Genomic DNA, 26,357 nt, shown 5'->3' with positions numbered 1-26,357 from the left:
GGTGACGACGATTAGCGGATGAACAGCTTCTGGATCAGTTTCTGAATCGATTTGCCGTAGGGCGGATAAATCAGCTTCGCTGCATTGAAGCGCTGTTTGATCAGCACACCCTTGGCCTTGCTGAAGGTCAGGAAGCCTTCGTGGCCGTGATAGTGGCCCATGCCCGACGGGCCGATGCCGCCGAACGGCATGTCGTCCTGCGCCACGTGCAGCAGGGTGTCGTTCAGGCACACGCCGCCGGAGTGGGTCTCGTGCAGCACGCGGTTCTGTTCGCGCTTGTCGTAGCCAAAGTAGTAAAGCGCCAGAGGACGCGGGCGCTGATTGATGTAAGCAAACGCCTGATCCAGATCCTGATAAGGCACGATCGGCAGCAACGGGCCGAAGATTTCGTCCTGCATCACGGTCATCTCGTCAGTGACATTGAGCAGCAGGCTGTGCGGCATGCGCCGGCCCTGGCCCTGTTCGAACAGCGGGATCAGCAGCGCGCCCTTGCTCGTGGCGTCGCTGACATAACCGTTGAGCCGTGCCAGTTGGCGCTCGTTGATGATCGCGGTGTAGTCCGGGTTGTCGGCGAGGGTCGGATAGAAATTGTTCACCACCTGGCGATAGGCTTCGACGAACGCGCCGACGCGGTCTTGCGGCACCAGCACGTAATCGGGGGCGACGCAGGTCTGGCCGGCATTCAGGGTTTTACCGAAGGCGATGCGTTCGGCGGCGTCCTTGAGCGGCACGTCGCGGGAAACGATGGCCGGGGATTTGCCGCCCAGTTCGAGAGTCACCGGAGTCAGGTTTTCCGCCGCAGCGCGCATCACGTGTTTGCCGATGCTGGTGGCGCCGGTGAACAGCAGGTGATCAAAGCGCAGCCGGGAGAACGCCACGCCGATGTCGGCCTCGCCCAGCACCACGCAGACCAGATCTTCGGGGAAAATCCGTCCCAGCAGGGTCTTGAGCAACTGGCCGGTGGCCGGGGTCGATTCGCTGAGCTTGAGCATCACTCGGTTGCCCGCTGCCAGCGCGCCGACCAGTGGGCCGATGGCCAGATACAACGGGTAGTTCCACGGGACGATGATGCCGACCACGCCAAGCGGCTGGTACACGACTTTCGCCGACGCTGGCTGAAAGGCCATGCCGACTTTGCGTCGCGACGACTTCATCCAGCCCTTGAGGTGACGACTGGCGTAATGGATGCCGTGCAGGCTGGGCATCAGTTCGGCGAGCAGGGTTTCATCGGCGCTGCGATGACTGAAATCCGCGCTGATGGCCTCGACCAGCGCCTGCCGCTCGTTGCTGAGCAACTCACGCAACGCCTTGAGCCACTGCTGGCGCTGGTCTGCCGGTGGCATCGGGTTGGCAGCATAGGCGGCGCGCTGTGCCGCGAACAGCCGATCCAGCTCTTCCAGGGGCTGTTGCAGCGTTTGCAGATAAGCAATGTCGGCAGTCATCGTCGGCTCCGGATTTATTGTAGTGATGACTTTCTAGAGTCTATGCTCTAGAAAGTCAAATGACTTCCCGACACAGCTTTGTTTTATCCAGTTCCGGTTAGGTCGTAAGATGCCCCTCACCGCACTCTGAATTAAAGCTCAAGCCATGGCCCCACGAATAAAAACCAGCGAGCGCATCGTGCAGAACAGCCTCGAACTGTTCAATCAGCAGGGCGAACGCAGCATCAGCACCAATCACATTGCCGCCCACATGGAGATTTCTCCGGGCAATCTGTACTACCACTTCCCGAACAAGCAGGCGATCATCGCCGTGCTGTTCAGTGAGTACGAGACGCTTGTGGACAGCTTTCTGCGCCCGCCACAAGGGCGTGCCGCCACCGTCGAAGACAAGCGCTATTACCTCAAGGAGCTGCTGTCGGCGATGTGGGGTTACCGCTTTCTGCATCGGGATCTGGAACACCTGCTCGACAGCGACCCGGACCTGGCCGCGCGCTACCGGCGTTTCTCTCAGCGCTGCGTGATTCAGGGCATGGCGATCTACGAGGGCTTCGTCGCCGCCGGCATCCTCAAGATGGATCGGGTGCAGATCGAATCCCTGACGATCAATGCCTGGATCATCCTCACCTCGTGGGTGCGCTTTCTGTGCACCACCCGGGAAAACTCCAACCACCTCAGCGAGCAGGCCATCAAGCGTGGCGTGTATCAGGTGCTGGTGCTGGAAGCCGGATTCGTCACCGATCAGGCCCGCGAAGAGGTGAATGCCTTGTTCGACGAGTTCTACGTGCCGCTGGCCCAGGCCCTCGAGGAAGGGCGCTAAACCCATTTCGAAATCGCTCACAGGAGTCCGTTATGCCGATTGCGCAACTGCTCAGCCCGAATGCACTGGATGCCCGCAAGGAGCAGCCGGGGCTGGTGATTCTCGATTGTCGTTTTGCCCTCGACGACCCGGACTATGGGCAGCGCAGCTATGCCGAAGGGCACATTGCCGGCGCCCGTTTCGCCGACCTTGAGCGTGACTTCAGTGGCAAGGTGGTCAAAGGCGTGACCGGGCGCCACCCGCTGCCCGAGCCGGCGGCATTGATCGAGCGCCTACAGGCCTGGGGCATCAATGCCGACAGCGATGTGGTTTTGTACGACGACGGCCCCGGTGCCTATGCGGCTCGCGCCTGGTGGTTGCTGGCGTGGCTGGGCAAGCGCGATGGCGTGTTCATTCTCGACGGCGGGCTGAAGGCCTGGCACGCGGCGGGTCTGCCGCTGAGTCTGGATGCGCCGTCGGTCAGCCGGGGCAACTTCAGTGGTCAGCCGGACATGAAGCTGCTGCTGAGCGCCGAGCAATTGCACAAGCGCCTCGGCCAGTCAGCGCTGACGTTGCTCGACGCCCGGGCCTTGCCGCGCTTCAAGGGTGAGGTGGAGCCGATCGATCCGATTGCCGGGCACATTCCCGGCGCGCAATGCGCAGCGTTTACCGAAAACCTCGGCAGCGACGGACGCTTCCTGCCAGCAGAGCAGCTCAAGCAACGCTTTGCTGCGAAACTCGGCGAGCGTTCGCCTTCGGAGCTGGTCGCTTACTGCGGCTCCGGGGTGACGGCGTGCCACAACCTGTTCGCGTTGTGCCTGGCGGGGTATCCGCTGGGTTCGCTGTATGCCGGGTCGTGGAGTGAGTGGATCAACGAGCCTTCCCGAGGCATCGCCACGGGCGAATAAAGTCACCAGCCCCCAATGTGGGAGCGGGCTTGCTCGCGAAAGCGGTGTGTCAGTCAACCATGATGTGTGCTGAAACACCGCTTTCGCGAGCAAGCCCGCTCCCACAGGGGTTAATCGTCGCTGACAGGTTGTCGGGCACTGCGATACGCCGCCGGCCCCACGCCATACACCTGCTTGAACTGCCGGCTCAGATGACTCTGGTCGGCAAAACCCAACTGCATGGCGACTTCCACCGGCAGGCAACCGTGCTGCAATAAGCCCCGGGCCGTGGCGATGCGCTGCTGCATCAGCCAGGTGTGAGGCGGCATGCCGGTAGCGCGGCGGAACACCCGGGCGAAGTGGAAGGGCGACAGGTTCACCGCGGCCGCCAATTCTTCCAGCGACGGCGGCGCAGCCAGTTGCGCATGCAGCAGCTCCTTGGCCATCACCACCGCGCGATGCTCCTTGCCCGGTTTGCCGTTGATTTGCACCGCCGCATGCCGCTGCAACAGCAGCATCATCATCTCGCGCCACATCGTCTGCTGTTGCAGCGCGGTGGCCGGGCTTTCCAGCAAGCGATGCAACTGACAGAAACCGTTGACCAGATCCGGGTCGCGGTACAGCGTTGCGCCGAAGGCCGGCATCGGCGCGGTGGGCAGTTCCAGTTCTTCGAGCAGTGAAACGATCTGTCCGGTATCGGGATAAAACGCCCGGTACAGCCAGCCGTCCTCGGTGCCCTTGTGCCCGGTGTGCAATTCGTCCGGGTTGATCAGCACCAGCGTGCCGCTGCCGGCCAGGTGTTCGGCACCGCGATAGCGATAACGCTGGGCACCGGCCATGATCATGCCGATCACATAGCCGTCGTGCACGTGTGGGGCGAAGCGATGCTCGATGTAGCGCGCCGACAGCAACTCGACCCCGGCCAGCGGCGCGGTTTGCCAGAAGCGGATCGACTCGCCCTGATCGTTCATGACGTCACACGGGCCAGCCATTGCGGGATGCGCCGTTCCAGGTAGTAACCGGGCTGGCGCAACGTGCCATCGACGAAGCCGACATGCCCACCCTTGGCCTGCAGCTCGAACCGGGTGCTGGTGGACAGCTCTTCGGCCGTCGGCAGGCTGTGGGGGAATACAAAGGGGTCGTCGGCCGCCTGAATGATCAGGGTCGGGGTGCGGATTTCACCGAGAAAGTAGCGACTCGATGCCCGGCGATAGTAATCCTCGGCATCGGTAAAACCATGCAACGGCGCAGTGATCCGGCCATCAAAGTCCCAGAAGGTGCGCATGTTCTCCAGCGAACCGAGCGCCGCCAGAGCCGCCAGGCCATCCTCGCGTCCGTCATGCTGGAACTGGCGTTGCTTGTTTCTGATGTAGGCGACCATCTCGCGCATGAAGTGCGCCTGATAGACCTTGGAGAACCCCTGACCGATCCGATCGGCGCATTGATCGAGACGAAACGGCACCGACACCGCCACCGCACCGAGCACGCCGCTGTCGCTGCCGGTCTCGCCCAGATGCTTGAGCAACACATTGCCGCCGAGGGAATAGCCGACCGCATACAGCGGCGCCAGTGGCCGCTTGGCGCGCAGGTGTCTGATGGTTTCGGCGAGGTCTTCGCTGGCACCGGAGTGGTAACTGCGCGGCAGCAGGTTGGGTTCGCCGGAGCAACCGCGCCAGTTCAGCGCGACGCTGGCCCAGCCTTGTGCGGCGAGGGCGGCCTGAATTCCGGCGACGTAGGGTGAATTGGAAGAACCGGTCAGCCCGTGCAATACCAGCACTAGCGGCGCCTCGGCGCTGTGCGGGCCATGCCAGTCGAGGTCGAGGAAGTCGCCGTCGTCCAGCCACAGGCGTTCGCGTTCGCGATCAAGGTGCACGGTTTTGCGCCACAGCGGCCCCCACAAGGTTTGCAGGTGCGGGTTGCCGAGGCCGAAGGCGGGGGTAAAGCGATCTGAAGAAGCGGGCACGATGATTCTCGATGCAGCTTTGTGGGCAGAGTACTCACGCTTTTGTGGCGAGGGAGCTTGCTCCCGCTGGACTGCGCAGCAGGCCTCGCTTCTGAAAAAGGGGCCGCTACGCGACCCAGCGGGAGCAAGCTCCCTCGCCACAGATATAGCGCAAACTTTCAGTTAACCGGCGATCTCTGCCATACGTTGCCACAACGCGTAGTACACCCGCCCGGATTTCTGCTCGCGGTGCAGGCGCCAGTTGCCCGGCAGACCCAGCGTCGAAGGCGCGGTCTCGCTTTCAGTGTAGATCCACGAATCCGGCGCCAGCCATTGGCGCTCTTCCAGCAGGGTGCAGACGGCCGGAAGCAGGTTCTGGTTGAACGGCGGATCGAGGAACACCAGATCAAACGGCGTGGCCACCTGGGTTTCCAGATAACGCAGCGCATCGGCGGTCTGCACCTGGCCGTTGGTGCAGCGCAGGGTGCCCAGGTGTTCTTTCAGGCTCGACACCGCAACGTGGCTGGCATCCAGCGCCTGACCCATGGCCGCGCCACGCGACAGTGCCTCGAGAAACAGCGCGCCGCTGCCGGCGAACGGGTCCAGCACCTTGGCCCCGGCCACATACGGCGCGAGCCAGTTGAACAGGGTTTCGCGCACACGGTCCGGTGTCGGGCGCAGTCCCGGTGCATCGGGGAAGCTCAGTTTGCGGCTGCGCCATTCGCCGCCGATGATACGCAGCTGGTTCACACCGTTGTGGACGTTCTGCGCAGGTTTTTTAGGACGAGTAGCCATTAATGCTCCGGAACCCCGAGCGGTTGCTCGGCAGGTTTATCAGATGGGGCCGGTAACGGCTTTTGCGGCACGGTCGGGCCAGCGCTGACGATGACCAGTTTGTCCGTGCTCAGGTGTTTGTTCATCGCGTCTTTGACCTGCTCGACAGTCAGGCTCTGGGACTGACGCATGAAGTCATCCAGATAGCTCAACGGCAGATTATAGAAGCCCATGGCGCCCAGTTGGCCGACGATATCGGCGTTGCTTGCGGTGGACAGCGGGAAGCTGCCGGCCAGCTCGCGCTTGGCGTCGTCGAGTTCTTTCTGGGTCGGGCCGCTCTTCAGGTAATCGGCGAGCACGTCCTGCACCAGTTTCAGGGTGCCTTCGCTCATTTCCGCGCGAGTCTGCAGGTTGATCATGAACGGGCCGCGAGCCTGCATCGGGCTGAAACCCGAGTACACGCCATAGGTCAGGCCGCGCTTTTCGCGCACTTCGCTCATCAGGCGGGTGCCGAAACCGCCGCCACCGAGGATCTGGTTGCCCATCGACAGCGCCGCGTAATCCGGGTCGTCACGATCGATGCCCAGTTGCGCGAGCAACAGGTTGGTCTGCTTCGACGGGAACTCGATGTGATTGACGCTGGCTTTTGGTTCCTGCGGCTGGGCGATTTTCGCCAAGGCCGGGCCTTTAGGCAGGGCGCCGGAGACCTGATTGGCAATCGCCTCGGCTTCGGCGCGAGACAAGTCACCGACCAGCGCGATCACCACGTTGCCGGCCGCGTAGGCCTTGGCGTGGAATTCACGCAGTTGCGCCAGAGTGATCTTCGGCACGCTCTGCGGGTTGCCGTCGCTGGAATGCGCATACGGGTGGTCGCCGTACAAACGCTTCATCAGCTCGAGGCTGGCGAGTTTGCCGGGGTTCTGTTTCTGGTATTCGAAACCGGCGAGCATCTGGTTCTTGATGCGCGCAAAGGAGTCGGCCGGGAAGGTCGGTTTGCCCACCACTTCTGAGAACAGCTTCAGCGCCGGCTCGCGCTGGTCGGCGGCGCTCAGACTGCGCAGCGAAGCCAGCGCCATGTCCTTGTAGGCACCATTGCCGAAATCCGCACCGAGGCCTTCGAAGCCTTGGGCGATGGCGCCAACGTCCTTGCCGGCCACGCCTTCGTTGAGCATGGCGTTGGTCAGGACTGCCAGGCCCGGTGCATTGCCGTCCTGACTGCTGCCGGCGGCGAAGATCAGGCGCATGTCGAACATCGGCAGCTCATGGGCTTCGACGAAGAGCACCTTGGCGCCTTCGGCGGTGTTCCAGGTCTGCACGTCGAGCTTGCGGCTGGCAGGGGCCTTGCCGTCGAGTTCGGCCAGCGATTGCAGCTTCTGGCTGGTCTTGGCGTTGTCCAGTGCTTCGCTGGCGTCGGTTTTGACACCGGGCATCAGATAGAACGCGGCGGAGCCGATGACCGCCACGGCGATCAGACCAAGCAACAGGCGTGGGGATTTGCGCTCACTCATGAGTCGTCTCCAGTGGCAGGACATGGGCGACGCTGAGACGTTCGCGGGTGAAATACAGCTTGGCGGCGTTCTGGATGTCTTGCGGGGTCACGCTTTCCAGATCGGCGAGTTCGGTGTCCATCAACTTCCACGACAGACCGACCGTTTCCAGTTGGCCGATGGCGGTGGCCTGACTGGTGATCGAATCACGTTCGAACACCAGGCCGGCAATCACTTGTGCCCGCACGCGCTCGAGTTCTTCGGTGGACGGTGCGGTGGTTTTCAGCTGTTCCAGCAGTTTCCACAGACCGGCTTCAGCTTGCGCCATGGTCTTTTTCTTCTGCGTGTTCGGCGTCGCCGACAGGGTGAACAGGCTGTCACCACGGGTGTAGGCGTCGTAGCTCGACGAACCGCCCGAGACCAGCTCTTCACCGCGCTCCAGTTGCGTCGGGATGCGCCCGCTGTAGCCGCCGTCGAGCAGCGCCGAGATCAGGCGCAGGGCGTTGACCGAGCGCTTGTCTTCAGCGGTGGCGATGCTGGGCACGTTGAAACCGAGCATCAGGCTGGGCAGTTGGGTCTGCACATGCAGGGTGATCTGGCGCTTACCCGGCTCGGCCAGTTCCAGCGGTTTCTTCGCTGGCGGCACGTCGCGCTTGGCAATCGGGCCGAAGTAGCGCTGGGCGAGGGTTTTCACTTCATCTGGGGTGACGTCGCCGACCACCACCAGTGTGGCGTTGTTCGGCACATACCAGGACTGATACCAATGCCGCAGCTCCTCAACCTTCATCCGGTCCAGATCGGCCATCCAGCCGATGGTCGGCGTGTGGTAGCCGCTGGCCGGGTAAGCCATCGCCTTGTAGCGTTCGTAGGCTTTGGACATCGGTTTGTCGTCGGTGCGCAGGCGGCGCTCTTCCTTGATGACTTCGATTTCCTTGGCGAACTCGTCAGCCGGCAGGCGCAGATTGGCCATGCGGTCGGCTTCCAGTTCGAACGCTACGCCCAGACGGTCGCGGGCCAGCACCTGGTAATAGGCGGTGAAGTCGTCACTGGTGAAGGCGTTTTCTTCGGCGCCCAGGTCGCGCAGGATCAGCGAGGCTTCGCCGGGACCGACTTTCTCGCTGCCCTTGAACATCATGTGCTCAAGCGCGTGGGACAGGCCGGTCTGGCCCGGAGTTTCGTAGCTGGAACCGACCTTGTACCAGACCTGCGACACCACCACCGGCGCGCGATGGTCTTCGCGCACGACGACCTTCAGGCCATTGTCGAGGGTGAATTCGTGGGTCGGTTGCGGGTCGGCCGCCAGGGCCGAAAGGGGCAGGCAGACTGTGCTGAGCAGCAGGCCTGCAGCGCGGCGGGCTAGAGCATTCATTCGTTTTTTAACCTGTTGGGCTGCCCGCTTGGTCTTAGCGTCGGCGGGCGAGAGGGTGCTAGGATACTGATCCGTTTTACCGGCGACCACGCCTATCAGGTTTTCAGGCCTGATACGGTTGTATAGGTTGGCGGCAGAAAGCTGCGGTTTATCGACTAGACTTCGCTTTTTCGCCGATTTTGCCGGTTTAGTCCTTCGTTAATACGAATCTTTGGGGTGCCGCTGGCGCCTCGACAAAATGTTGCGCGTGAACAAGCTGGATGAAACACAGTCTGTTCTGCATCGAATATTTATTTGCCGGGGCGCCCTTATGGCGCGTCGCTACCGTGAGATAGCCGTCCTCCATGTTTGGTTCCAACGACGACAAGAAGACCCCAGCTGCGGCTGGCGAGAAGAAAAGCCTGTTCGGATGGCTGCGTAAGAAACCGCAGGAACCCGTCGTCGAACAGCCGCCCGCGATTCCTGAACCGGCTCCGACGCCAGCGCCTGCTATAGAAGAAGAGCCGGCGCCGATCGTGCTGCCGATCGCCGAGCCGGTGCTGCAACCGGTCGAGCCCGAGCCAGAACCTGAAACCCCGGTAGCGGCCGAGCTGCCACTGACTCCGGCGGCCGAGCCGTGGCTGACCTTGCCGGTGGCGGAAGAGCCGGTGGCCTTGGTCGAAGAGGCTGCGCCGCATGTGACGCCGCCGATTCCTGCACCTGCCGCGTTCGTCCCTGAAGTCGCTCAGGCGCCATTGGTTGAGCCGGTTGTCGAGCCTGCGCCGGTTGTTCCCGAGCCAGTGACCCCGGTGGTCGTCGCCCCTGTTGCGCCGGTCGTTCAGCAGCTCGAGCCTGCACCTGCACCTGCACCGGTCGTCGCTGCTCCGGTGGTGCCGGTAGACGTGGTTGCTGAAACGCCAGTGGAAGCCCCGCGCAGCGAAGAAACCAAAGTCGGCTTCTTCGCCCGCCTCAAGCAAGGCCTGTCGAAAACCAGCGCCAGCATCGGCGAGGGCATGGCCAGCCTGTTTCTCGGCCGTAAAACCATTGATGACGACCTGCTCGATGAGCTGGAGACCCGACTGCTGACCGCCGACGTCGGTGTCGAAGCCACCACGCAGATCATCCAGCGCCTGACCCAGAAGGTCGCCCGCAAAGAGCTGGCCGACGCCGACGCGCTGTACAAGTCGTTGCAGGCCGAGCTGGCGTCAATGCTCAAGCCGGTCGAGCAGCCGCTGAAAATTGCCTCGCAGAGCAAGCCGTTCGTGATTCTGGTGGTCGGCGTCAATGGCGCTGGCAAGACCACCACCATCGGCAAACTGGCGAAGAAGCTGCAACTGGAAGGCAAGAAAGTCATGCTCGCCGCCGGTGACACCTTCCGCGCCGCTGCCGTTGAGCAGCTGCAGGTCTGGGGCGAGCGCAACAAGATCCCGGTGATCGCCCAGCACACCGGCGCCGACTCTGCGTCGGTGATCTTCGACGCCGTGCAGGCCGCCAAGGCCCGTGGCATCGACGTGCTGATCGCCGACACCGCCGGTCGTCTGCACACCAAAGACAACCTGATGGAAGAGCTGAAGAAAGTTCGCCGGGTGATCGGCAAGCTCGACGCCGACGCACCGCACGAAGTGCTGCTGGTACTTGATGCCGGCACCGGTCAGAACGCGATCAACCAGGCCAAGCAATTCAACCAGACCGTCGAACTGACCGGCCTGGCGCTGACCAAGCTCGACGGTACCGCCAAGGGCGGGGTGATTTTCGCCCTGGCCAAGCAGTTTGGCCTGCCGATCCGCTACATCGGTGTCGGTGAAGGCATCGACGATCTGCGTACCTTTGAAGCCGAACCCTTTGTCCAGGCACTGTTTGCCGAACGGGAGCGTTCATGATTCGTTTCGAACAGGTCGGTAAACGCTACCCGAACGGTCACGTCGGCTTGCATGAGCTGAGCTTTCGAGTCCGTCGTGGCGAGTTTCTGTTTGTCACCGGTCACTCCGGTGCCGGTAAGTCCACGCTGTTGCGCCTGTTGCTGGCGATGGAGCGTCCGACCAGCGGCAAACTGCTGCTGGCCGGGCAGGACCTGAGCACCATCAGCAACGCGCAGATTCCGTTCCTGCGTCGGCAGATCGGCGTGGTGTTCCAGAATCACCAGTTGCTGTTCGATCGCACGGTGTTCAACAACGTCGCGCTGCCGCTGCAGATTCTCGGCTTGTCCAAGGCTGAAATCGCCAAGCGCGTCGATTCGGCGCTGGAGCGCGTGGCGCTGTCGGATAAAACCGATCTGTACCCGGGCGATCTGTCCACCGGTCAGCAACAGCGCGTCGGCATCGCCCGCGCCATCGTCCACCGTCCAGCCCTGCTGCTGGCGGACGAACCGACCGGTAACCTCGACCCGCGTCTGGCGGCCGAGATCATGGGCGTGTTCGAAGACATCAACCGGCTGGGCACCAGCGTGCTGATCGCCAGTCACGACCTGGCCCTGATTGCGCGTATGCGGCACCGCATGCTGACCCTGCAACGCGGCCGATTGATCGGCGACGGGGAGGCCGGCGTATGAGTGCGACACGCAGTCCGAAGGTTTCCGAGCGCGTGGCCCCGAAAGCCGCCGACCCGCAACCGCCAAAGAAGAAAAAACACGACGATGACGACGGCCCGGACTTTTCCACGCTGTTGCGTTCGTGGATCGAAAGTCACCGTGCCAGCCTGCTCGACAGCCTGCGGCGCCTCGGCAAGCAGCCGATCGGCAGCTTCTTCACCTGCATGGTGATGGCTGTGGCGCTGAGCCTGCCGATGGGCTTGTCACTGCTGATCAACAACGTCGAGCGTCTCGGCGGTTCGTGGCAGCGTGCGGCGCAGATTTCGCTGTACCTGCAGCTGGATGCCACGCCCGCGCAGGGTGAATCGTTGCGCGAGCAGATCAAAGGCATGCCCGGCGTCGCTGATGCCGAATATGTCGGTCGTGATCAGGCGCTGGAAGAGTTTCAGCAGCAGTCCGGTCTGGGCGAAGCCCTGCGCGAGCTGCCGGAGAACCCGCTGCCGGGCGTGGTGCTGGTGACCCCGAACGAGGTCGACAAGCCGACTCTGGAAGCATTAAGACAAAAACTTTCCGAGCTGCCGAAGGTACAACAGGCGCAACTTGATCTAGTCTGGGTCGAGCGTCTGGCCGCCATCCTCAAGCTCGGTGATCGTTTCGTCTTCGGTCTGACGGTGCTTTTGGTTTCCGCATTACTTTTGGTGATAGGCAATACCATTCGTCTTCATATTGAAAACCGCCGCACAGAGATAGAAGTGATTAAACTCGTCGGCGGCACTGACAGCTATGTACGTCGCCCCTTCCTTTATATGGGCGCGTTGTATGGCTTCGGTGCGGGGGTTCTGTCCTGGGGTGTGCTGGCGTTCGGCCTGAACTGGCTGAACGACGCGGTGGTTGGACTGGCCGGCTTGTACGGCAGTGATTTCGCGCTGGCCGGAGTGCCAGTTGCCGACGGTCTGTCGCTCTTGCTTGGCGCGGTGCTGTTGGGTTATATCGGTGCATGGATTGCAGTCGCACGTCATCTCAGGGAGCTGGCGCCGAAGTAGAATCTTTTTTGCGCGTGATTGACCTTGCGGTTTTTTTGGGAACTTGTACTTGAATTCCCGGTCAATTTTTCGCAGTGCCGAGAGGCACGAGTATGTAAGTGGGAGGTTTTTTCGCATGACCAATTCTTTGCAACCTGCGTACGCGTTGGTTCCGGGTGCGAACCTGGAAGCCTATGTGCACACCGTCAACAGCATTCCATTGCTGACGCCGGAGCAGGAGCGTGAACTGGCCGAGAGTCTCTACTATGAGCAGGATTTGGGGGCGGCTCGGCAGATGGTGCTCGCCCACCTGCGATTTGTCGTACACATTGCCCGTAGCTATTCCGGCTACGGTCTGGCTCAGGCTGACCTGATCCAGGAAGGCAACGTCGGTCTGATGAAGGCGGTAAAACGCTTTAACCCGGAAATGGGTGTGCGTCTGGTGTCGTTCGCCGTGCACTGGATCAAGGCGGAAATTCACGAGTTCATCCTGCGCAACTGGCGCATTGTGAAGGTCGCGACCACCAAGGCCCAGCGCAAGCTGTTCTTCAACCTGCGCAGCCAGAAGAAACGTCTGGCGTGGCTGAACAACGAGGAAGTCCACCGTGTGGCGGAAAGCCTTGGCGTCGAACCACGTGAAGTGCGCGAGATGGAAAGTCGCCTGACTGGCCATGACATGGCCTTCGACCCGGCTGCAGAGGCCGATGACGACAGCGCTTTCCAGTCGCCGGCCAACTACCTGGAAGACCACCGGTACGACCCGGCGCGTCAACTGGAAGATGCCGACTGGAGCGACAACTCCAACCACAACCTGCACGAAGCGCTGGAAGTGCTGGACGAGCGTAGCCGCGACATCCTCTACCAGCGCTGGCTGGCAGAAGAGAAAGCCACGCTGCACGACCTGGCGCAGAAGTACAACGTGTCGGCCGAGCGGATCCGTCAGCTCGAGAAGAGCGCGATGAACAAGCTCAAGTTGTCGATCGCCGCATAACCGGCGCTCAGGCAAACAAAAACGCCCCGATCAGCGATGATCGGGGCGTTTTCATTTCTGTTTCAACACAAATCCCTGTGGGAGCGAGCCTGCTCGCGAATGCGGTTTATCAGTGACATCAATGCAAGCTGGCACACCGCTTTCGCGAGCAGGCTCGCTCCCACATGGGATTTTTCAGGGTTTGGATGAATGTGGCCTGCTATTGCGCCCAAGGCGCCCGACGCGAATCATCAAGCCCCAGCAGGTAACTGGTCCCACCCAGCTGGCTCATCTGCTGGCGAATCCACCCGGCCCGGCGCGATACATAAGCCGTCGGATGGCTGGCGCTCCACACGCGCGGGTTAGGCAGCACCGCCGCCAGATAACTCGCCTGCTGCCGCGACAGTGACTTGGCGCTCACACCAAAGTGATGACGTGCTGCGGCTTCGGCACCAAAAACCCCGTCATCCCACTCGACGCTGTTCAGGTAAACCTCAAGAATCCGCTGCTTGGGCCAGAGCACCTCGATCAACGCGGTAAACCACGCTTCCAGGCCTTTGCGCAGATAGCTGCGACCCGACCACAGAAACAGGTTCTTCGACACTTGCTGGCTCAAGGTGCTGGCACCGCGAATCGAACCGCCGAGTTCGTTGTGGGCCAGCGCAGCCTGAATCGCGCCGAAGTCAAAACCCCAGTGCTCGGGAAACTTCTGATCTTCGCCGGCCATGACCGCGACCTTGAGGTCGTCGGAGATTTCGTCCCACGGTTTCCAGGTGCGCTGCAGGTCGATCGGTTCGCCGTCGACCCAGGATTCGACCTTGCGCTCGACCATCAGCGCCGTACCCGGCGGCGGCACGAAGCGAAACAGCAACACCAGCAATACGCTGCCGCCCGCGAACCAGAGCAGGGCCTTCGTGAGACGACGCAAAAGTGAACGCAGCATAGAGATGGCTTGGCCGAACCGATAGAGCGGGCCATTATACAGACCCTGCCGAACGAGTCTGACTGGAGTTCCACATGCTGCGTGGCTTTCTGATGCTGGCCGCTTTCTTTGGTTTTACCGGTGTGGGCCTTGGCGCCTTCGCCGCGCATGGCCTGAAGAGCCGCCTGACCCCCGAGTATCTGGCGATTTTCCACACCGGCGTGACCTATCAATTGGTGCACACCCTGGCGCTGTTCGGTGTGGCGCTGCTGGCCACGCAGATTCAGGGGCGGCTGGTGACCTGGGCCGGCATTTCGTTCGCCGTCGGCATTCTGCTGTTCTCCGGGAGCCTGTATGTGCTGACCACCACAGGTATCAGCAAGCTCGGCATCATCACTCCGTTCGGCGGTCTGGCGTTTCTGGTTGGCTGGCTGTGTCTTGGACTTGCCGCCTGGCGCCTGCAGTAAACCGCTTGACGCTTGGTGCTGACCTTTAGGTCATGATCGGGCTAGAATGCCACCCCCTAAAAATGATGGCGGCCAGGCGCATGCGCATTCAGTTGAACGGCGAATCCCTTGAACTGCCCGACGGTGAAACCGTTGCGGCCCTGATTGCCCGTATGGACCTGACCGGTCGCCGGGTGGCAGTCGAACTCAATCTGGATATCGTCCCGCGCAGCCAGCATGCCGACACCATCCTGAACGACGGCGACAACGTCGAAGTGGTGCACGCCATCGGCGGCGGCTGATCGCCGGCCCGCAAGGGCACAGAATTCTGCAAGACCCTCACCCCTAAAGAGGATTCCCCATGAGCATCGTTCGCAGCGACAAGCCTTTTGTTCTGGCCGGTCGTACTTACCAGTCGCGTTTGCTGGTTGGTACCGGCAAGTACCGTGACATGGAAGAAACCCGTCAGGCCATCGAAGCCTCGGGTGCCGAGATCGTCACCTTCGCCGTGCGCCGTACCAACCTCGGCCAGATCGAAGGCGAGCCGAACCTGCTCGAAGTGCTGTCGCCCGATCGCTACACCTTCCTGCCGAACACCGCCGGTTGCTACGACGCTATCGAGGCCGTGCGCACCTGCCGCCTGGCCCGTGAGCTGCTCGATGGTCACAACCTGGTGAAGCTGGAAGTGCTGGCCGACCAGAAAACCCTGTTCCCCAACGTGATCGAAACCCTCAAGGCCGCCGAAACGCTGGTCAAGGAAGGCTTCGACGTGATGGTTTACACCAGTGATGACCCGATCATCGCCCGGCAACTGGCGGAAATCGGCTGCATCGCGGTCATGCCGCTGGCCGGTCTGATCGGTTCCGGTCTGGGGATCTGCAACCCGTACAACCTGCAGATCATCCTCGAAGAAGCCAAGATTCCGGTGCTGGTGGATGCCGGTGTCGGTACCGCCTCCGACGCCACCATCGCCATGGAACTGGGCTGTGACGCGGTGCTGATGAACTCGGCCATCGCCCATGCTCAGCAACCGGTGATGATGGCCCAAGCCATGCAACACGCGATCGTCGCAGGCCGTCTGGCCTACCTCGCCGGCCGCATGCCGAAAAAACTCTATGCCAGCGCCTCTTCGCCGCTGGATGGTCTGATCAAGTAAGAGCCATTGATGACTGAATCGAACGACACGCCTATCCAGACGGAAGAGGGCGACGAGCGCCAACACCGCCGCATCAAGAGCTTCGTGATGCGCGCCGGGCGCATGACCGAAGGCCAGCAACGGGGTCTGGACCAGGGCGCGCCGCTGTACGTGCTGCCGCTGGCCGACGCGCCGGTGGATTACGATCAAGTGTTCGGCCGTTCGGCACCGCGCTCGCTGGAGATCGGTTTCGGCATGGGCCACTCGCTGTTGGAAATGGCTGCGGCGGCGCCGGATCAGGACTTCATCGGTGTTGAAGTGCACCGTCCGGGTGTCGGCGCGCTGCTCAACGGCGTGCTGACTCAGGGCCTGACCAACCTGCGGGTCTACGATTGCGACGCGATTGAAGTGCTCAACCGCTGCATCGCCGACAACAGCCTCGATCGCCTGATGCTGTTCTTCCCGGATCCATGGCACAAGAGCCGTCACCACAAGCGTCGTATCGTTCAGGCGTCCTTCGCCGAACTGGTGCGCAGCAAGCTGAAGGTTGGCGGCATCCTGCACATGGCCACCGACTGGGAGCCGTACGCCGAGTACATGCTGGAAGTGATGAACGTCGCCCCGGGCTACCGCAACCTCGCCGAAGACGGCAAATGCGTACCACGCCCGGCCGAACGCCCGATCACCAAGTTCGAACGCCGCGGCGAACGTCTTGGGCATGGCGTGTGGGATCTGAAGTTCGAGAAAATCGCTTAAGCAACATGCAATAAAAACGGTGGGAGCGAGCCTGCTCGCGAAAGCGGTCTGACATTCAACGATGAGGTTGAATGTTAAGACGTCTTCGCGAGCAGGCTCGCTCCCACAGTTGTTTTAGGTCTACGGTGCAAGCGGTGTAGGAGCTGCGGCGCGCTGCGATCTTTTGATTTTGATTTTTTAAGATCAAAAGATCGCAGCGTGCCGCAGCTCCTACAGTTGTTTTGGGTGTGCTGAAAGATCAGCGGCGGTCAGCGACTACGCCGATAAGCACCAGCACCACCAGCAGCACCGGTGCCAGGCTGTAGTTGTTGAACTGGCTCAGGCCCTTGACCACCCACGGCGTCGCATAGATCAGCGCGGCGCCGCTGCCGATCACGCACAGCAGGGCCATCAGTGGTACGCGCAGGGCGCCGGCGATGCTGCCCAGACGCTGCTCGACCCAGCCCTTGAAGTCGGCGCCGAACAGCACCAGCAGGCAGCCCACCAGCGCCAGGGCGATTTCCGAGAGGTTGCTGCGGCTCCAGCGGGACACGGTGGCGAGCAGATCGAGTATCAAATCCATGCGGTTTTCCTTGGGGCGGCCGTTAGGGCTCAGCTCAGAAATTTCTGCAGCAAGTCGTTGAGAAACAGTTGTCCGCGCTCGGTGGCCGCCAGACGTGACGGTTCGACCTGCATCAGGCCACTTTGTTCGGCCTCGCGACGGTGTTCGGCGAGACTTTCCAGCGGCAGGCCGGTGCGTTCGGGATACAGGCGTGATTCCACCCCGGCAGTCAGGCGCAGGGCGTTCATCAGGAACTCGAACGGCATCTCGTCATTGCTCAGGGCTTTCTCGCCGGCCTGGAAACTCTTGGCTGGGTTGAGATAGTCCTTCGGCAGGCGTGTCTTCCAGGTGCGGACGATGCGCCCGTCCGGATGACTGAGCTTGCCGTGGGCGCCAGCACCGATGCCGATGAAGTCGCCGAAACTCCAGTAATTGAGGTTGTGCCGTGCCGGCCGCCCGGGCTGGGCATAGGCCGAGACTTCGTATTGCGCGTAACCGTGCGCGGCCAGCAGCGCTTGTCCGGCTTCTTGAATGTCCCACAGCGTGTCGTCTTCCGGCAGCACCGGCGGCTGGTTCCAGAACACCGTGTTCGGCTCCAGTGTCAGCTGATACCAGGAGATGTGCGTCGGTTGCAGTTCGATGGCCTGACGCAGGTCGCTCAAGGCATCTTCCAGCGACTGATCGGGCAAGCCGTGCATCAAGTCGAGGTTGAAGTTATCGAACCCGGCCTGACGCGCCATACCGGCCGCGCGCACCGCTTCGTCGCCGTTGTGGATACGTCCGAGGGCTTCGAGTTTCTGCTGCTGGAAGCTCTGAATGCCGATCGACAGGCGATTGATCCCGAGCTTGCGATACGCAACGAACTTCTCTTGCTCGAAGGTGCCGGGATTGGCTTCCAGGGTGATCTCGATGTCGTGGGCGAACGGGATGCGCTGCTCGACGCCTTTGAGCAAGCGCCCGAGGGCTTGCGCGCTGAACAGGCTCGGCGTACCGCCACCGAAGAAGATCGAACTGATTTCACGGCCATACACCGCGTGCAGGTCCTGATCGAGATCGGCCAGCAACGCGTCGACGTATTCCTCTTCCGGTAGCACCGGGCTGGCGGTGTGCGAGTTGAAATCGCAATACGGGCATTTGCGCACACACCACGGGATGTGGATGTACAGCGCCAGAGGCGGCAGCGTAGGCAGCGGCGCCCGAGGCGAAGAGGCGGCGCCGCCGATGATCAGCGACGACGCGGGGTGGCTGTCGGTCATTTCAGGCCCAGACGCTGGCGCAGCAGATCTATTGCACGGGCGCGGTGGCTGATCTGGTTCTTGTCGGCCGGGCTCAGTTCGGCGCTGGACACGTTTCGCTCCGGCACCCAGAACAGCGGGTCGTAGCCGAAACCGTGCTCGCCGCTGGCGGCGGTCAGGATGCGCCCGTGCCACAGGCCTTCGCAGAGGATCGGCAGCGGATCATCGGCATGCCGCACCAGTGCCAGCACGCAGACGAACTGCGCGCCGCGCTCGGCTTGCGGCACGTCTTTGAGGGCCTTGAGCAGTTTGGCGTTGTTCGCCGCATCGCCCTTGCCGTCGGCATAGCGCGCCGAGTAGATGCCCGGTGCACCGCCGAGGAAATCCACCGCCAGACCGGAATCGTCGGCCAGCGCCGGCAGGCCGGAGATGCGCGCGGCATTGCGCGCCTTGAGGATCGCGTTCTCGACGAACGACAGACCGGTTTCCTCCGGTTCGACCTTGCTCCATTCGCCGATCGAGCGCAGTTGCACCGAGTCGCCGAGCATGGCCTGGAGTTCCTTGAGTTTGCCGGCGTTATGGCTGGCCAGTACGAGTTGCGTGAGGTTCATCATTCGCCGGGAAAGAGTTCTTGGTTGAAGTTGATGGTGTTGATCTTGTCACCGTTCTGCACCTTGATTTCAAAGGTGCGGGTTTCCTGCTGCTCCACCGGGTACTGGGCGATGTAGTAGATCGCGCCCTGTTCGGTGACCTGGCGGAAGTTCAGCGGCACGCTCTGGCTGGTCAGGTCTTTGACCGTGCCGGTGACGTTGGCGATCAGCGTTTTGCCGTCCTTGATCACCGAGACGTTGATCACGCCCTGGTTCTTGCTGCGGATCAGCTCGGCTGCTTTGGCGATGTCGGGTGTCAGGAAGGTCGAGTTGAAAGTGTTGTAGTGCACGGTAACGTCGCCGAACACTTCCTTGCGTTCGCCCTTGATGGCATCGGCGGCCACCGCCGACAGACTCAGGCAGGCGGCCAATAGCACAGTAATCAAGCGACCCATGATCGTTCTCCTCGAAATGTCGTGGTTCAGACCGCGACCCGATGATCTGCAAGCACCGGGCTGCTGACGCGGTAGATACCAATCTCACCTAACAGATTAGGCCATAGCTTACTGGCCCACCCGTGACGGTGCTGTTGATCCACGGCAAGCCGATCAATGACCTTCGCATCACGTTCGCGACAAAGTTCTTCAAAGTCTTCGAAGGTGCAGAAGTGAATGTTCGGCGTGTTGTACCAGGTGTACGGCAGAAACTCCGACACCGGCATCCGGCCCTTGCTTGCCAGGTACCAGCGGCAGCGCCAGTGACCGAAGTTGGGGAAGGTGATGATGCACTGACGACCGACCCGCAGCATCTCGTCGAGGATCTTGTCCGGGTAGTGCACGGCTTGCAGGGCCTGGGTCATGACGACAATGTCGAAACTGTTGCTGGCGAAGTTGCCCAGCCCCTTGTCCAGGTCCTGCTCGATGACGTTGATGCCCTTGGCCACGCACTCGGCGATGTTGTCGGCGTCGTTTTCCAGGCCATAACCGGTGACGTTCTTGTTGTCGCGCAGCCAGGTCAGCAGTTCGCCGTCGCCGCAACCGAGGTCGAGCACGCGGCTGCCGGCGGGGATCCATTCCTGGATGATTTCCAGATCAGCTCTCATGGCTTGTTCACACCGTAATTCGGTTCATGTAATTGCCGAACGCCTGCAAATAGCGCGGGATCGGAATCAGAAAGGCGTCGTGGCCCTGTGGCGCGTCGATTTCCAGATAGCTGACGTCTTTGCGTGCCGCCATCAGCGCGTCCACCAGCTCCCGCGAGCGGGCCGGGGAGAAGCGCCAGTCGGTGGTGAACGACATCACGCAGAACTTGGCGGTGGCGTTTTCGAAAGTTTTCGCCAGGTTATCGTCGAAGTTCGCCGCCGGATCGAAGTAGTCCAGTGCCTTGGTCATCAACAGATAGGTATTGGCGTCGAAACGCCCGGAAAACTCTTCACCCTGATAGCGCAGGTAGCTTTCGACCTGGAACTCGACGCTGTGGAAGTCGTAGTTGAGCTTTTCGCTCTTCAGGCCGCGGCCGAATTTTTCGCCCATCGAGTCGTCGGACAGGTAGGTGATGTGCCCGACCATCCGCGCCAGCATCAGCCCGCGCTTGGGGATCACCCCTTGTTCCTGGAACGAACCACCGTGGAACTCCGGGTCGGTAAGGATCGCCTGGCGCGCCACTTCGTTGAAGGCGATGTTCTGCGCCGACAGCTTGGGGGCCGAGGCGATGGCCAGGCAGTGGCGCACGCGATCCGGGTAAGTGATGGTCCATTGCAACGCCTGCATGCCGCCGAGGCTGCCGCCGATGACGGCGGCGAACTGACGAATGCCGAGCAGGTCCGCCAGACGCGCCTGACTGTGCACCCAGTCTTCGACGGTGAGCACCGGGAAGTCGGCGCCGAACGGCTTACCGGTCTCCGGGTTGATACTGCTCGGGCCGGTGGAGCCGTTGCAGCCGCCCAGATTGTTCAGGCTGACCACGAAGAACTTGTTGGTGTCGATCGGTTTGCCGGGGCCGATGCAACTGTCCCACCAACCGGGCTTGCGGTCGTCGGGGCTGTGATAGCCGGCAGCGTGATGATGACCAGACAAGGCGTGGCAGATCAGCACGGCGTTGCTCGCCTGCGCGTTCAGCGTGCCATAGGTTTCGTAGATCAGGTCGTAGGCGGGCAGCGAACGGCCACAGGCCAGGGCCAGAGGTTCACTGAAGTGCGCCGTTTGCGGCGTCACCAGACCAACAGAATCGGGGGGAAAGGCAGCTGGCATCGACCCTGCTCTCGTTGAAATGAGGCGTAAGTCTAAAGACCGGGGGGGTTAGCGGCAAGCAACGTTGGGGCCTGATCGTTGATTGAGCGAAGTCCTTGTGGTGAGGGGATTAATCCCCGATGGCTGCGTAGCAGCCCTGTAATCTTTGGCCGTGCCGAGAGAATGGGGTTGGCAACAACCAGGGGGCCGCTTCGCGACCATCGGGGATAAATCCCCTCACCACAGTGGATCAGGCTGGACGCACCAGATCAGGCAACTCCGGCAGCTTCTTCGGCGAACAGATCTTCACCCGTTTCTGCCGGTTCAACTCGCCGCTGAGCAAACTGACCTGGCTCTTGGACACGCCAAACGCCTTGGCCAGAAAGCCCATCAGATACGCATTGGCCTTGCCCTCGACCGGCGGCGCGGTGAGGCGGATCTTCAGACGGTCACCGTGCAGCCCGGCGAAATCATCGCTGCGGGCTGCCGGTTGCAGATGACATTCGAGGATCAGATCGTCCCCGTCCCAGCGAAACCAGCTCACATCAGCAGGCGCAGGATTTCCGGCATCATGGTCATCGCCGCCAGATTGTTGATCACCAGCATGTCGATCAGCTTCAGCGCCAGGAAGGCGAAGATCGGCGACAGGTCCAGACCGCCGAGGTTCGGCAGAATCTTGCGGAACGGTGCCAGCGCCGGCTCGCAGATCTGGTTCACCAGTTCAGCGCCCGGGTTGTGGCTGCCCGGGGCGACCCACGACAGGATCACGCTGATGATCAGGGCGAAGAAGAAAATCTTCAGGAACAGCGCGGTCACGCCGATGATCGACCAGATGAACAGTTGCAGCGGGTTGCCGGTGGTGCCGTAGGTCAGCAGCAGGGTCAGGGCCATCAGGGCCAGTTGCACCAGAATCGCCAGCACCAGCGAAGACATGTCGAGGCCGAAGATGCTCGGGATGATCCGGCGCAGCGGCTTGAGCAGCGGCTGGGTAGCCTTGACCACGAACTGGCACAGCGGGTTGTAGAAGTTCGCGCGCACCAGTTGCAGGACGAAGCGCAACAGCACGATCAACAGGTACAGGCTGCCGAGGGTTTGCAGCACGTAAACCGCTGCGGTGTTCAATCCAATCATGTAAGGCTCCTTATTTGCCCAGTTGTTCGGCCATTTCGGCCGAGCGGTGCGCGGCGGCGCCGAGTGCTTTTTCTACCAGGGCTTCGAAGCCGTTAGCCTGGAATGATTTGATCGCGGCCTCTGTGGTGCCATTTGGCGAGGTCACGCGGCGGCGCAGCTCAGCAGCGTCGACATCGCTGGATACCGCCATGTGCGCGGCGCCCAGCGCCGTTTGCAGGGTCAGTTGCTCGGCGATTTCCTTTGGCAGGCCGAGTTTGACGCCAGCGGCGGTCATCGCTTCGATCAGCAGGAAGAAATACGCCGGGCCGGAACCGGAGACGGCGGTCACCGCATCGAGTTGCTGCTCTTCGTTCAACCACAGCGCGATGCCCACGGCGGACAGCAGCTCTTCAGCCTGCTGACGCTGCTCGGCTGTCACTTCGCTGGTGGCATACAGACCGCTGACGCCCTGACGCAACAGCGCCGGGGTGTTGGGCATGCAGCGCACGATCGGCTGCTCGCCGAGCCATGCGGTCATGCTCGCGCAGGTGATGCCGGCGGCGATCGACACCACCAGTTGCTGCGGTTTCAGACTTGGGCGGATGGCTTCGCACACGGCTTTCATCGCCTGTGGCTTGACCGCCAGTACGATCACGTCGACGCCGTCGATGGCCTGGGCGTTGTCGGCGAAGGTTTCGATGCCGTGTTCGGCGCCGACGCGTTGGCGGGTCTCTTCGCCCGGATCGCTGGCGCGAATCTGGCTGGCTTGCAGACCCTTGGCCCGCAGGCCGCCGATCAGGCTGGCGGCCATGTTGCCGGCACCGATAAAGGCAATGCGTGTGTTGCTCATGTCAGGTCCTTTTTCAGATGGCTGTCGGTCATTGCTGACCGTAATCTCTGGCGCCAAACAGCGCGGTACCGATCCGCACCCACGTGGCGCCTTGGACGATGGCCGACTCGAGGTCGTGGCTCATGCCCATGGAAAGTGTGTCGAGCGGCAGATTCAGGCTGTCCTGCAAACGTTGCACGGCAGCAAAAGCGGCATCTTGTTCGGCGCGATCTTCGGTCGGCTCGGGAATCGCCATCAGCCCGCGCAGTTTCAGCCGGGGCAGGGCGCTGATGGCCTCGGCCAGCGCCGGTAGGTCGGCCGGGGTGCAGCCGGACTTGCTGGCCTCACCACTGACGTTGACCTGAATGCAGATGTTCAGCGGCGGCAGCTCGGTCGGGCGCTGCTCGGACAGGCGTTGGGCGATTTTCAGGCGATCCACGGAGTGCACCCAGTCGAAATGCTCGGCGATGGCGCGAGTCTTGTTCGATTGAATGGGGCCGATGAAGTGCCAGATCAAGGGCAGGTCGGCCAGTTCGAGCTGTTTGCCCAGGGCTTCCTGCAGATAGTTCTCGCCAAAGTCACGCAGGCCGGCGGCGTAGGCTTCACGCAGGTCCTGCGCCGGTTTGGTCTTGCTCACGGCCAGCAACTGGATGCTGTGTTCATCGCGGTTTGCAGCTTTGGCCGCTGCCTGGATACGCGAACTAACCTGAAGAATGTTGTCTGCTATCGTGGACATCAAGAGGCGCCGGCGGTCTGAAGGTTCGCGGCATTCTACTGGAATTGAGGGACGCTATGGATATCACTGAACTGCTGGCGTTCAGCGCCAAACAGGGCGCTTCCGACCTGCACCTGTCGGCCGGTCTGCCGCCGATGATCCGCGTCGATGGCGATGTGCGGCGGATCAATCTGCCGGCGCTGGATCACAAGCAAGTGCACGAATTGATCTACGACATCATGAACGACACCCAGCGGGTCGACTTCGAGAAACACCTGGAAACGGATTTCTCGTTCGAAGTCCCCGGCGTGGCGCGCTTTCGGGTTAATGCGTTCAACCAGAACCGGGGCGCCGGCGCGGTGTTCCGCACCATTCCCTCGAAAGTGCTGAGCATGGAAGACCTCGGCATGGGCGACGTCTTTCGCAAGATCACCGATGCGCCGCGCGGGCTGGTGCTGGTGACCGGGCCGACCGGGTCCGGCAAATCGACCACGCTGGCGGCGATGATCGATTACCTCAATACCCATCGCCATCACCATATCCTCACCATCGAAGACCCGATCGAATTCGTCCACGAATCGCGCAAATGCCTGATCAATCAGCGCGAAGTCCATCGCGATACCCGCAGCTTCGCCACGGCGTTGCGCTCGGCGCTGCGCGAAGACCCGGACGTGATTCTGGTGGGCGAGATGCGCGATCTGGAAACCATTCGCCTCGCACTGACCGCTGCCGAGACCGGGCATCTGGTGTTCGGCACGCTGCACACGACGTCAGCCGCCAAGACCATCGACCGTGTTGTCGATGTGTTCCCCGGCGACGAGAAGTCCATGGTCCGTTCGATGCTGTCGGAGTCGCTGCTGGCCGTGGTGTCGCAGACGCTGATCAAGAAGATCGGCGGCGGGCGGGTCGCGGCGCACGAAATCATGCTGGGAACATCGGCGATCCGGAACCTGATCCGCGAAGACAAGGTGGCGCAAATGTATTCGGCGATTCAGACCGGAGGGTCGTTGGGGATGCAGACACTCGACATGTGCCTGAAGGAACTGGTGACCAAGGGCTTGATCAGTCGCGAGCATGCGCGGGAAAAGGCGCGTACGCCGGATAATTTCTGAGAGAGGCTTGTGTTGCTTTCACTGGCCTCTTCGCGAGCAAGCCCGCTCCCACATTGGATCTGTGTCGTTCACAAATCAAATGTGGGAGCGGGCTTGCTCGCGAAGGGGTCAGTACTGCTTGAGCAGATTCCGGATCAGTCGACTCAGCGCTGAACTACACGCATCTGCTTGCCAGCCGGTTCTTTCGGCAGCACGCGCTTGGCAACCACGTAATGCTGTTCCCAGTACGGCTTGTTCAGCGTATCGATGCTCACCGCTTTGCCACGACGTGGTGCGTGGATGAAGCGGTCGTTGCCCAGGTAGATGGCAACGTGGTTGACCCGACGGCTCTTGATGTTGAAGAAAATCAGGTCGCCCGGCTTCAGATCCTTGCGTTCGACTTTCTCGCCATGCCCGCTGGCCATCGCGTTGGAAGTGCGTGGCAGGTCGAATGTGGCGTCGTTGAACGCATATTTCACCAGACCGCTGCAGTCGAAGCCTTTACTTGGGCTGCTGCCGCCCCAACGGTAGGGAGTACCGAGGACGTTCACCGCACGGCTCAGGACGTTGCTGCTTTCCTTGTTGGCCATCGGTGGCACCAGCTTGCCGTGATTCTTGCTGGCGAGCGTGGTGTGTTTCGTTTGTTTGCTGCTCTTGCTCGAAGGAGCCGAAGCATGGGATTTAGGGGTGAAACCGTTAACGTTGGGAAGACGTTGCTCACGATTGGTGGCGTGGGCGGCCAGTGGCATTAATAGGCAAATAGTTAGCCATGTCTTGAAAAATGGTCGCATTAGGCGTGGCTCTTATGTGTTAGCGCGCAACTTTATAACAGCTTTTTTGTCCCTTCCGAGGCCGTTGGTCGATTCCATCGGAGGGCAACGGAACCAAACAAGCGGCAAACGGACGCAATTGTCGGACAGAAGTGCGGTGCTATAAGGCTTTGACGGACGACACGGTAACATTTGCCGTACGTCGGCTACATGTAAAAAAGTCACAAAGAATTAAAGAAAATTTATCTATCGAGTGAATCGAGGTCTTCATGAACCGCTATCAGCAGGTCGCTGCACCGCAGGATACGCACAGCAAAATCATCGGTTATCTGCTGTGGATTTTTGGTTTCACCGGCGCTCACCGCTTCTATTACGGCAAGCCGGTGACCGGGACGATCTGGTTCTTCACCTTCGGTCTGCTGGGCATTGGCTGGCTGATCGACGTGTTCCTGATCCCGGCAATGGATCGCGAGGCGGATCTGCGTTTCACCGCAGGGCCGATCGAATACAACGTGGCGTGGATTCTGCTGACGTTCCTGGGCGTGTTCGGCGTGCACCGGATGTACCAGGGCAAGTGGATCAGCGGGTTGCTGTATCTGCTGACCGGCGGGTTGTTCTTTATTGGTGTGCTGTATGACTTCTGGACACTGAATGATCAGGTTTCGGTGCGTAACGCGCAGAATCGCGGCGCCTTTCAGTAACCTGTGGCGAGGGGATTTATCCCCGATGGGGCGCGTAGCGGCCCTAAAACATTCAACCGCGGAGGAATTGAATCACCGCGGTTGTAGATTGAG

30 protein-coding genes are annotated in these 26,357 nt (G+C 61.5%); 12 read left to right on the top strand and 18 right to left on the bottom strand.

Annotated features, from left to right (window positions below):
* Nucleotides 1-11: 11 nt before the first annotated feature.
* On the bottom strand, nt 12-1,442 hold the full coding sequence (locus tag ACOYXG_RS25285) for a coniferyl aldehyde dehydrogenase (RefSeq protein WP_226500893.1): 1,431 nt from the start codon (nt 1,440-1,442) through the stop codon (nt 12-14).
* A gap of 145 nt (nt 1,443-1,587) precedes the next feature.
* Between ACOYXG_RS25285 and ACOYXG_RS25280 the strand changes: the two genes are divergently transcribed.
* Both ACOYXG_RS25280 and ACOYXG_RS25275 read left to right on the top strand, forming a co-directional pair.
* On the top strand, nt 1,588-2,259 hold the full coding sequence (locus ACOYXG_RS25280; RefSeq protein ID WP_027610562.1) for a TetR/AcrR family transcriptional regulator: 672 nt from the start codon (nt 1,588-1,590) through the stop codon (nt 2,257-2,259).
* Between the two features lie 32 nt (nt 2,260-2,291).
* Nucleotides 2,292-3,146, top strand: a complete 855-nt coding sequence (locus ACOYXG_RS25275; RefSeq protein WP_460354612.1) for a sulfurtransferase — start codon at nt 2,292-2,294, stop codon at nt 3,144-3,146.
* A 110-nt stretch (nt 3,147-3,256) separates the two neighbouring features.
* Here ACOYXG_RS25275 and ACOYXG_RS25270 read toward each other — a convergent pair whose 3' ends face one another.
* The 5 genes from ACOYXG_RS25270 to ACOYXG_RS25250 all read right to left on the bottom strand — a co-directional run bounded on the left by ACOYXG_RS25270 (nt 3,257) and on the right by ACOYXG_RS25250 (nt 8,697).
* Nucleotides 3,257-4,096, bottom strand: coding sequence for an AraC family transcriptional regulator (locus ACOYXG_RS25270; RefSeq protein WP_096795769.1), 840 nt, complete (start codon nt 4,094-4,096; stop codon nt 3,257-3,259).
* Nucleotides 4,093-5,088: a hydrolase gene (locus ACOYXG_RS25265; RefSeq protein WP_460354609.1), complete on the bottom strand. Its 996-nt coding sequence runs from the start codon at nt 5,086-5,088 to the stop codon at nt 4,093-4,095. Before ACOYXG_RS25265 ends, ACOYXG_RS25270 begins: the two co-directional genes overlap by 4 nt.
* A gap of 162 nt (nt 5,089-5,250) precedes the next feature.
* Entirely contained in the window at nt 5,251-5,862 is a 612-nt protein-coding gene (gene rsmD / locus ACOYXG_RS25260) for a 16S rRNA (guanine(966)-N(2))-methyltransferase RsmD (protein ID WP_027610566.1), read from the bottom strand.
* Nucleotides 5,862-7,349 carry a M16 family metallopeptidase gene (locus ACOYXG_RS25255; RefSeq protein WP_460354607.1) on the bottom strand — a complete coding sequence of 496 codons (1,488 nt, stop codon included), beginning with the start codon at nt 7,347-7,349 and terminating at the stop codon, nt 5,862-5,864. Before ACOYXG_RS25255 ends, rsmD begins: the two co-directional genes overlap by 1 nt.
* The gene (locus ACOYXG_RS25250; RefSeq protein ID WP_460354604.1) at nt 7,342-8,697 is read right to left on the bottom strand and encodes a M16 family metallopeptidase; all 1,356 of its coding nucleotides are present in this window, start codon (nt 8,695-8,697) and stop codon (nt 7,342-7,344) included. The genes ACOYXG_RS25255 and ACOYXG_RS25250 overlap by 8 nt, the downstream gene beginning before the upstream one ends.
* A 344-nt stretch (nt 8,698-9,041) precedes the next feature.
* Between ACOYXG_RS25250 and ftsY the strand changes: the two genes are divergently transcribed.
* The 4 genes from ftsY to rpoH all read left to right on the top strand — a co-directional run bounded on the left by ftsY (nt 9,042) and on the right by rpoH (nt 13,216).
* Nucleotides 9,042-10,556, top strand: a complete 1,515-nt coding sequence (gene ftsY / locus ACOYXG_RS25245; protein WP_460354601.1) for a signal recognition particle-docking protein FtsY — start codon at nt 9,042-9,044, stop codon at nt 10,554-10,556.
* Nucleotides 10,553-11,224, top strand: a complete 672-nt coding sequence (ftsE, locus tag ACOYXG_RS25240; protein ID WP_003229148.1) for a cell division ATP-binding protein FtsE — start codon at nt 10,553-10,555, stop codon at nt 11,222-11,224. Before ftsY ends, ftsE begins: the two co-directional genes overlap by 4 nt.
* Nucleotides 11,221-12,246 carry a permease-like cell division protein FtsX gene (ftsX, locus tag ACOYXG_RS25235; protein ID WP_007964135.1) on the top strand — a complete coding sequence of 342 codons (1,026 nt, stop codon included), beginning with the start codon at nt 11,221-11,223 and terminating at the stop codon, nt 12,244-12,246. The genes ftsE and ftsX overlap by 4 nt, the downstream gene beginning before the upstream one ends.
* A gap of 115 nt (nt 12,247-12,361) precedes the next feature.
* Complete coding sequence (gene rpoH / locus ACOYXG_RS25230; RefSeq protein ID WP_003229146.1) at nt 12,362-13,216, top strand: RNA polymerase sigma factor RpoH; 855 nt, start codon at nt 12,362-12,364, stop codon at nt 13,214-13,216.
* A 199-nt stretch (nt 13,217-13,415) separates the two neighbouring features.
* Here the strand turns inward: rpoH and mtgA are convergent, their stop codons facing one another.
* A complete protein-coding gene (gene mtgA / locus ACOYXG_RS25225; protein ID WP_027610570.1) occupies nt 13,416-14,138 on the bottom strand; it encodes a monofunctional biosynthetic peptidoglycan transglycosylase in 723 nt (240 codons plus the stop codon).
* 74 nt (nt 14,139-14,212) lie between these two features.
* On the opposite strand from mtgA, the gene ACOYXG_RS25220 reads away from it, so the two are divergent.
* The 4 genes from ACOYXG_RS25220 to trmB all read left to right on the top strand — a co-directional run bounded on the left by ACOYXG_RS25220 (nt 14,213) and on the right by trmB (nt 16,454).
* The gene (locus ACOYXG_RS25220) at nt 14,213-14,584 is read left to right on the top strand and encodes a DUF423 domain-containing protein (protein ID WP_003229144.1); all 372 of its coding nucleotides are present in this window, start codon (nt 14,213-14,215) and stop codon (nt 14,582-14,584) included.
* Nucleotides 14,585-14,664: 80 nt separating this feature from the next.
* Entirely contained in the window at nt 14,665-14,865 is a 201-nt protein-coding gene (gene thiS, locus ACOYXG_RS25215) for a sulfur carrier protein ThiS (protein WP_167734067.1), read from the top strand.
* A gap of 59 nt (nt 14,866-14,924) precedes the next feature.
* Complete coding sequence (locus ACOYXG_RS25210) at nt 14,925-15,719, top strand: thiazole synthase (protein WP_007964131.1); 795 nt, start codon at nt 14,925-14,927, stop codon at nt 15,717-15,719.
* 9 nt (nt 15,720-15,728) lie between these two features.
* The gene (gene trmB / locus ACOYXG_RS25205) at nt 15,729-16,454 is read left to right on the top strand and encodes a tRNA (guanosine(46)-N7)-methyltransferase TrmB (protein WP_027610572.1); all 726 of its coding nucleotides are present in this window, start codon (nt 15,729-15,731) and stop codon (nt 16,452-16,454) included.
* A 238-nt stretch (nt 16,455-16,692) separates the two neighbouring features.
* Here trmB and ACOYXG_RS25200 read toward each other — a convergent pair whose 3' ends face one another.
* From ACOYXG_RS25200 to ACOYXG_RS25155, 10 genes are all read right to left on the bottom strand, one after another.
* Complete coding sequence (locus ACOYXG_RS25200) at nt 16,693-17,016, bottom strand: DUF3392 domain-containing protein (protein ID WP_003229134.1); 324 nt, start codon at nt 17,014-17,016, stop codon at nt 16,693-16,695.
* 29 nt (nt 17,017-17,045) lie between these two features.
* Nucleotides 17,046-18,251 carry a radical SAM family heme chaperone HemW gene (gene hemW / locus ACOYXG_RS25195; protein WP_027610573.1) on the bottom strand — a complete coding sequence of 402 codons (1,206 nt, stop codon included), beginning with the start codon at nt 18,249-18,251 and terminating at the stop codon, nt 17,046-17,048.
* Complete coding sequence (gene rdgB / locus ACOYXG_RS25190; RefSeq protein WP_460354592.1) at nt 18,248-18,844, bottom strand: RdgB/HAM1 family non-canonical purine NTP pyrophosphatase; 597 nt, start codon at nt 18,842-18,844, stop codon at nt 18,248-18,250. Before rdgB ends, hemW begins: the two co-directional genes overlap by 4 nt.
* Nucleotides 18,841-19,275: a DUF4426 domain-containing protein gene (locus ACOYXG_RS25185; RefSeq protein WP_460354589.1), complete on the bottom strand. Its 435-nt coding sequence runs from the start codon at nt 19,273-19,275 to the stop codon at nt 18,841-18,843. The genes rdgB and ACOYXG_RS25185 overlap by 4 nt, the downstream gene beginning before the upstream one ends.
* Before the next feature lie 26 nt (nt 19,276-19,301).
* The gene (gene metW / locus ACOYXG_RS25180) at nt 19,302-19,922 is read right to left on the bottom strand and encodes a methionine biosynthesis protein MetW (protein WP_003229126.1); all 621 of its coding nucleotides are present in this window, start codon (nt 19,920-19,922) and stop codon (nt 19,302-19,304) included.
* 7 nt (nt 19,923-19,929) lie between these two features.
* Entirely contained in the window at nt 19,930-21,069 is a 1,140-nt protein-coding gene (metX, locus tag ACOYXG_RS25175; protein ID WP_083367664.1) for a homoserine O-succinyltransferase MetX, read from the bottom strand.
* Nucleotides 21,070-21,298: 229 nt separating this feature from the next.
* Entirely contained in the window at nt 21,299-21,592 is a 294-nt protein-coding gene (locus ACOYXG_RS25170; RefSeq protein WP_096795761.1) for a DUF167 domain-containing protein, read from the bottom strand.
* A complete protein-coding gene (locus ACOYXG_RS25165) occupies nt 21,589-22,179 on the bottom strand; it encodes a YggT family protein (RefSeq protein ID WP_027610578.1) in 591 nt (196 codons plus the stop codon). The genes ACOYXG_RS25170 and ACOYXG_RS25165 overlap by 4 nt, the downstream gene beginning before the upstream one ends.
* Before the next feature lie 10 nt (nt 22,180-22,189).
* Nucleotides 22,190-23,008, bottom strand: a complete 819-nt coding sequence (proC, locus tag ACOYXG_RS25160) for a pyrroline-5-carboxylate reductase (protein ID WP_183784819.1) — start codon at nt 23,006-23,008, stop codon at nt 22,190-22,192.
* Between the two features lie 28 nt (nt 23,009-23,036).
* Complete coding sequence (locus ACOYXG_RS25155) at nt 23,037-23,723, bottom strand: YggS family pyridoxal phosphate-dependent enzyme (RefSeq protein WP_460354584.1); 687 nt, start codon at nt 23,721-23,723, stop codon at nt 23,037-23,039.
* Between the two features lie 56 nt (nt 23,724-23,779).
* On the opposite strand from ACOYXG_RS25155, the gene ACOYXG_RS25150 reads away from it, so the two are divergent.
* A complete protein-coding gene (locus tag ACOYXG_RS25150) occupies nt 23,780-24,814 on the top strand; it encodes a type IV pilus twitching motility protein PilT (RefSeq protein WP_003229114.1) in 1,035 nt (344 codons plus the stop codon).
* A gap of 143 nt (nt 24,815-24,957) precedes the next feature.
* On the opposite strand, the gene ACOYXG_RS25145 is transcribed toward ACOYXG_RS25150, so the two are convergent.
* The gene (locus ACOYXG_RS25145) at nt 24,958-25,584 is read right to left on the bottom strand and encodes a C40 family peptidase (RefSeq protein ID WP_003229112.1); all 627 of its coding nucleotides are present in this window, start codon (nt 25,582-25,584) and stop codon (nt 24,958-24,960) included.
* Between the two features lie 248 nt (nt 25,585-25,832).
* Here ACOYXG_RS25145 and ACOYXG_RS25140 point away from each other — a divergent pair, with 248 nt between their 5' ends.
* A complete protein-coding gene (locus ACOYXG_RS25140) occupies nt 25,833-26,264 on the top strand; it encodes an NINE protein (RefSeq protein ID WP_007964113.1) in 432 nt (143 codons plus the stop codon).
* The last annotated feature ends 93 nt before the right edge of the window (nt 26,265-26,357 follow it).

The sequence above is a fragment of the Pseudomonas sp. G3-39 genome (assembly GCF_054790485.1).
This window is presented reverse-complemented; position numbering and strand designations above follow the sequence as displayed.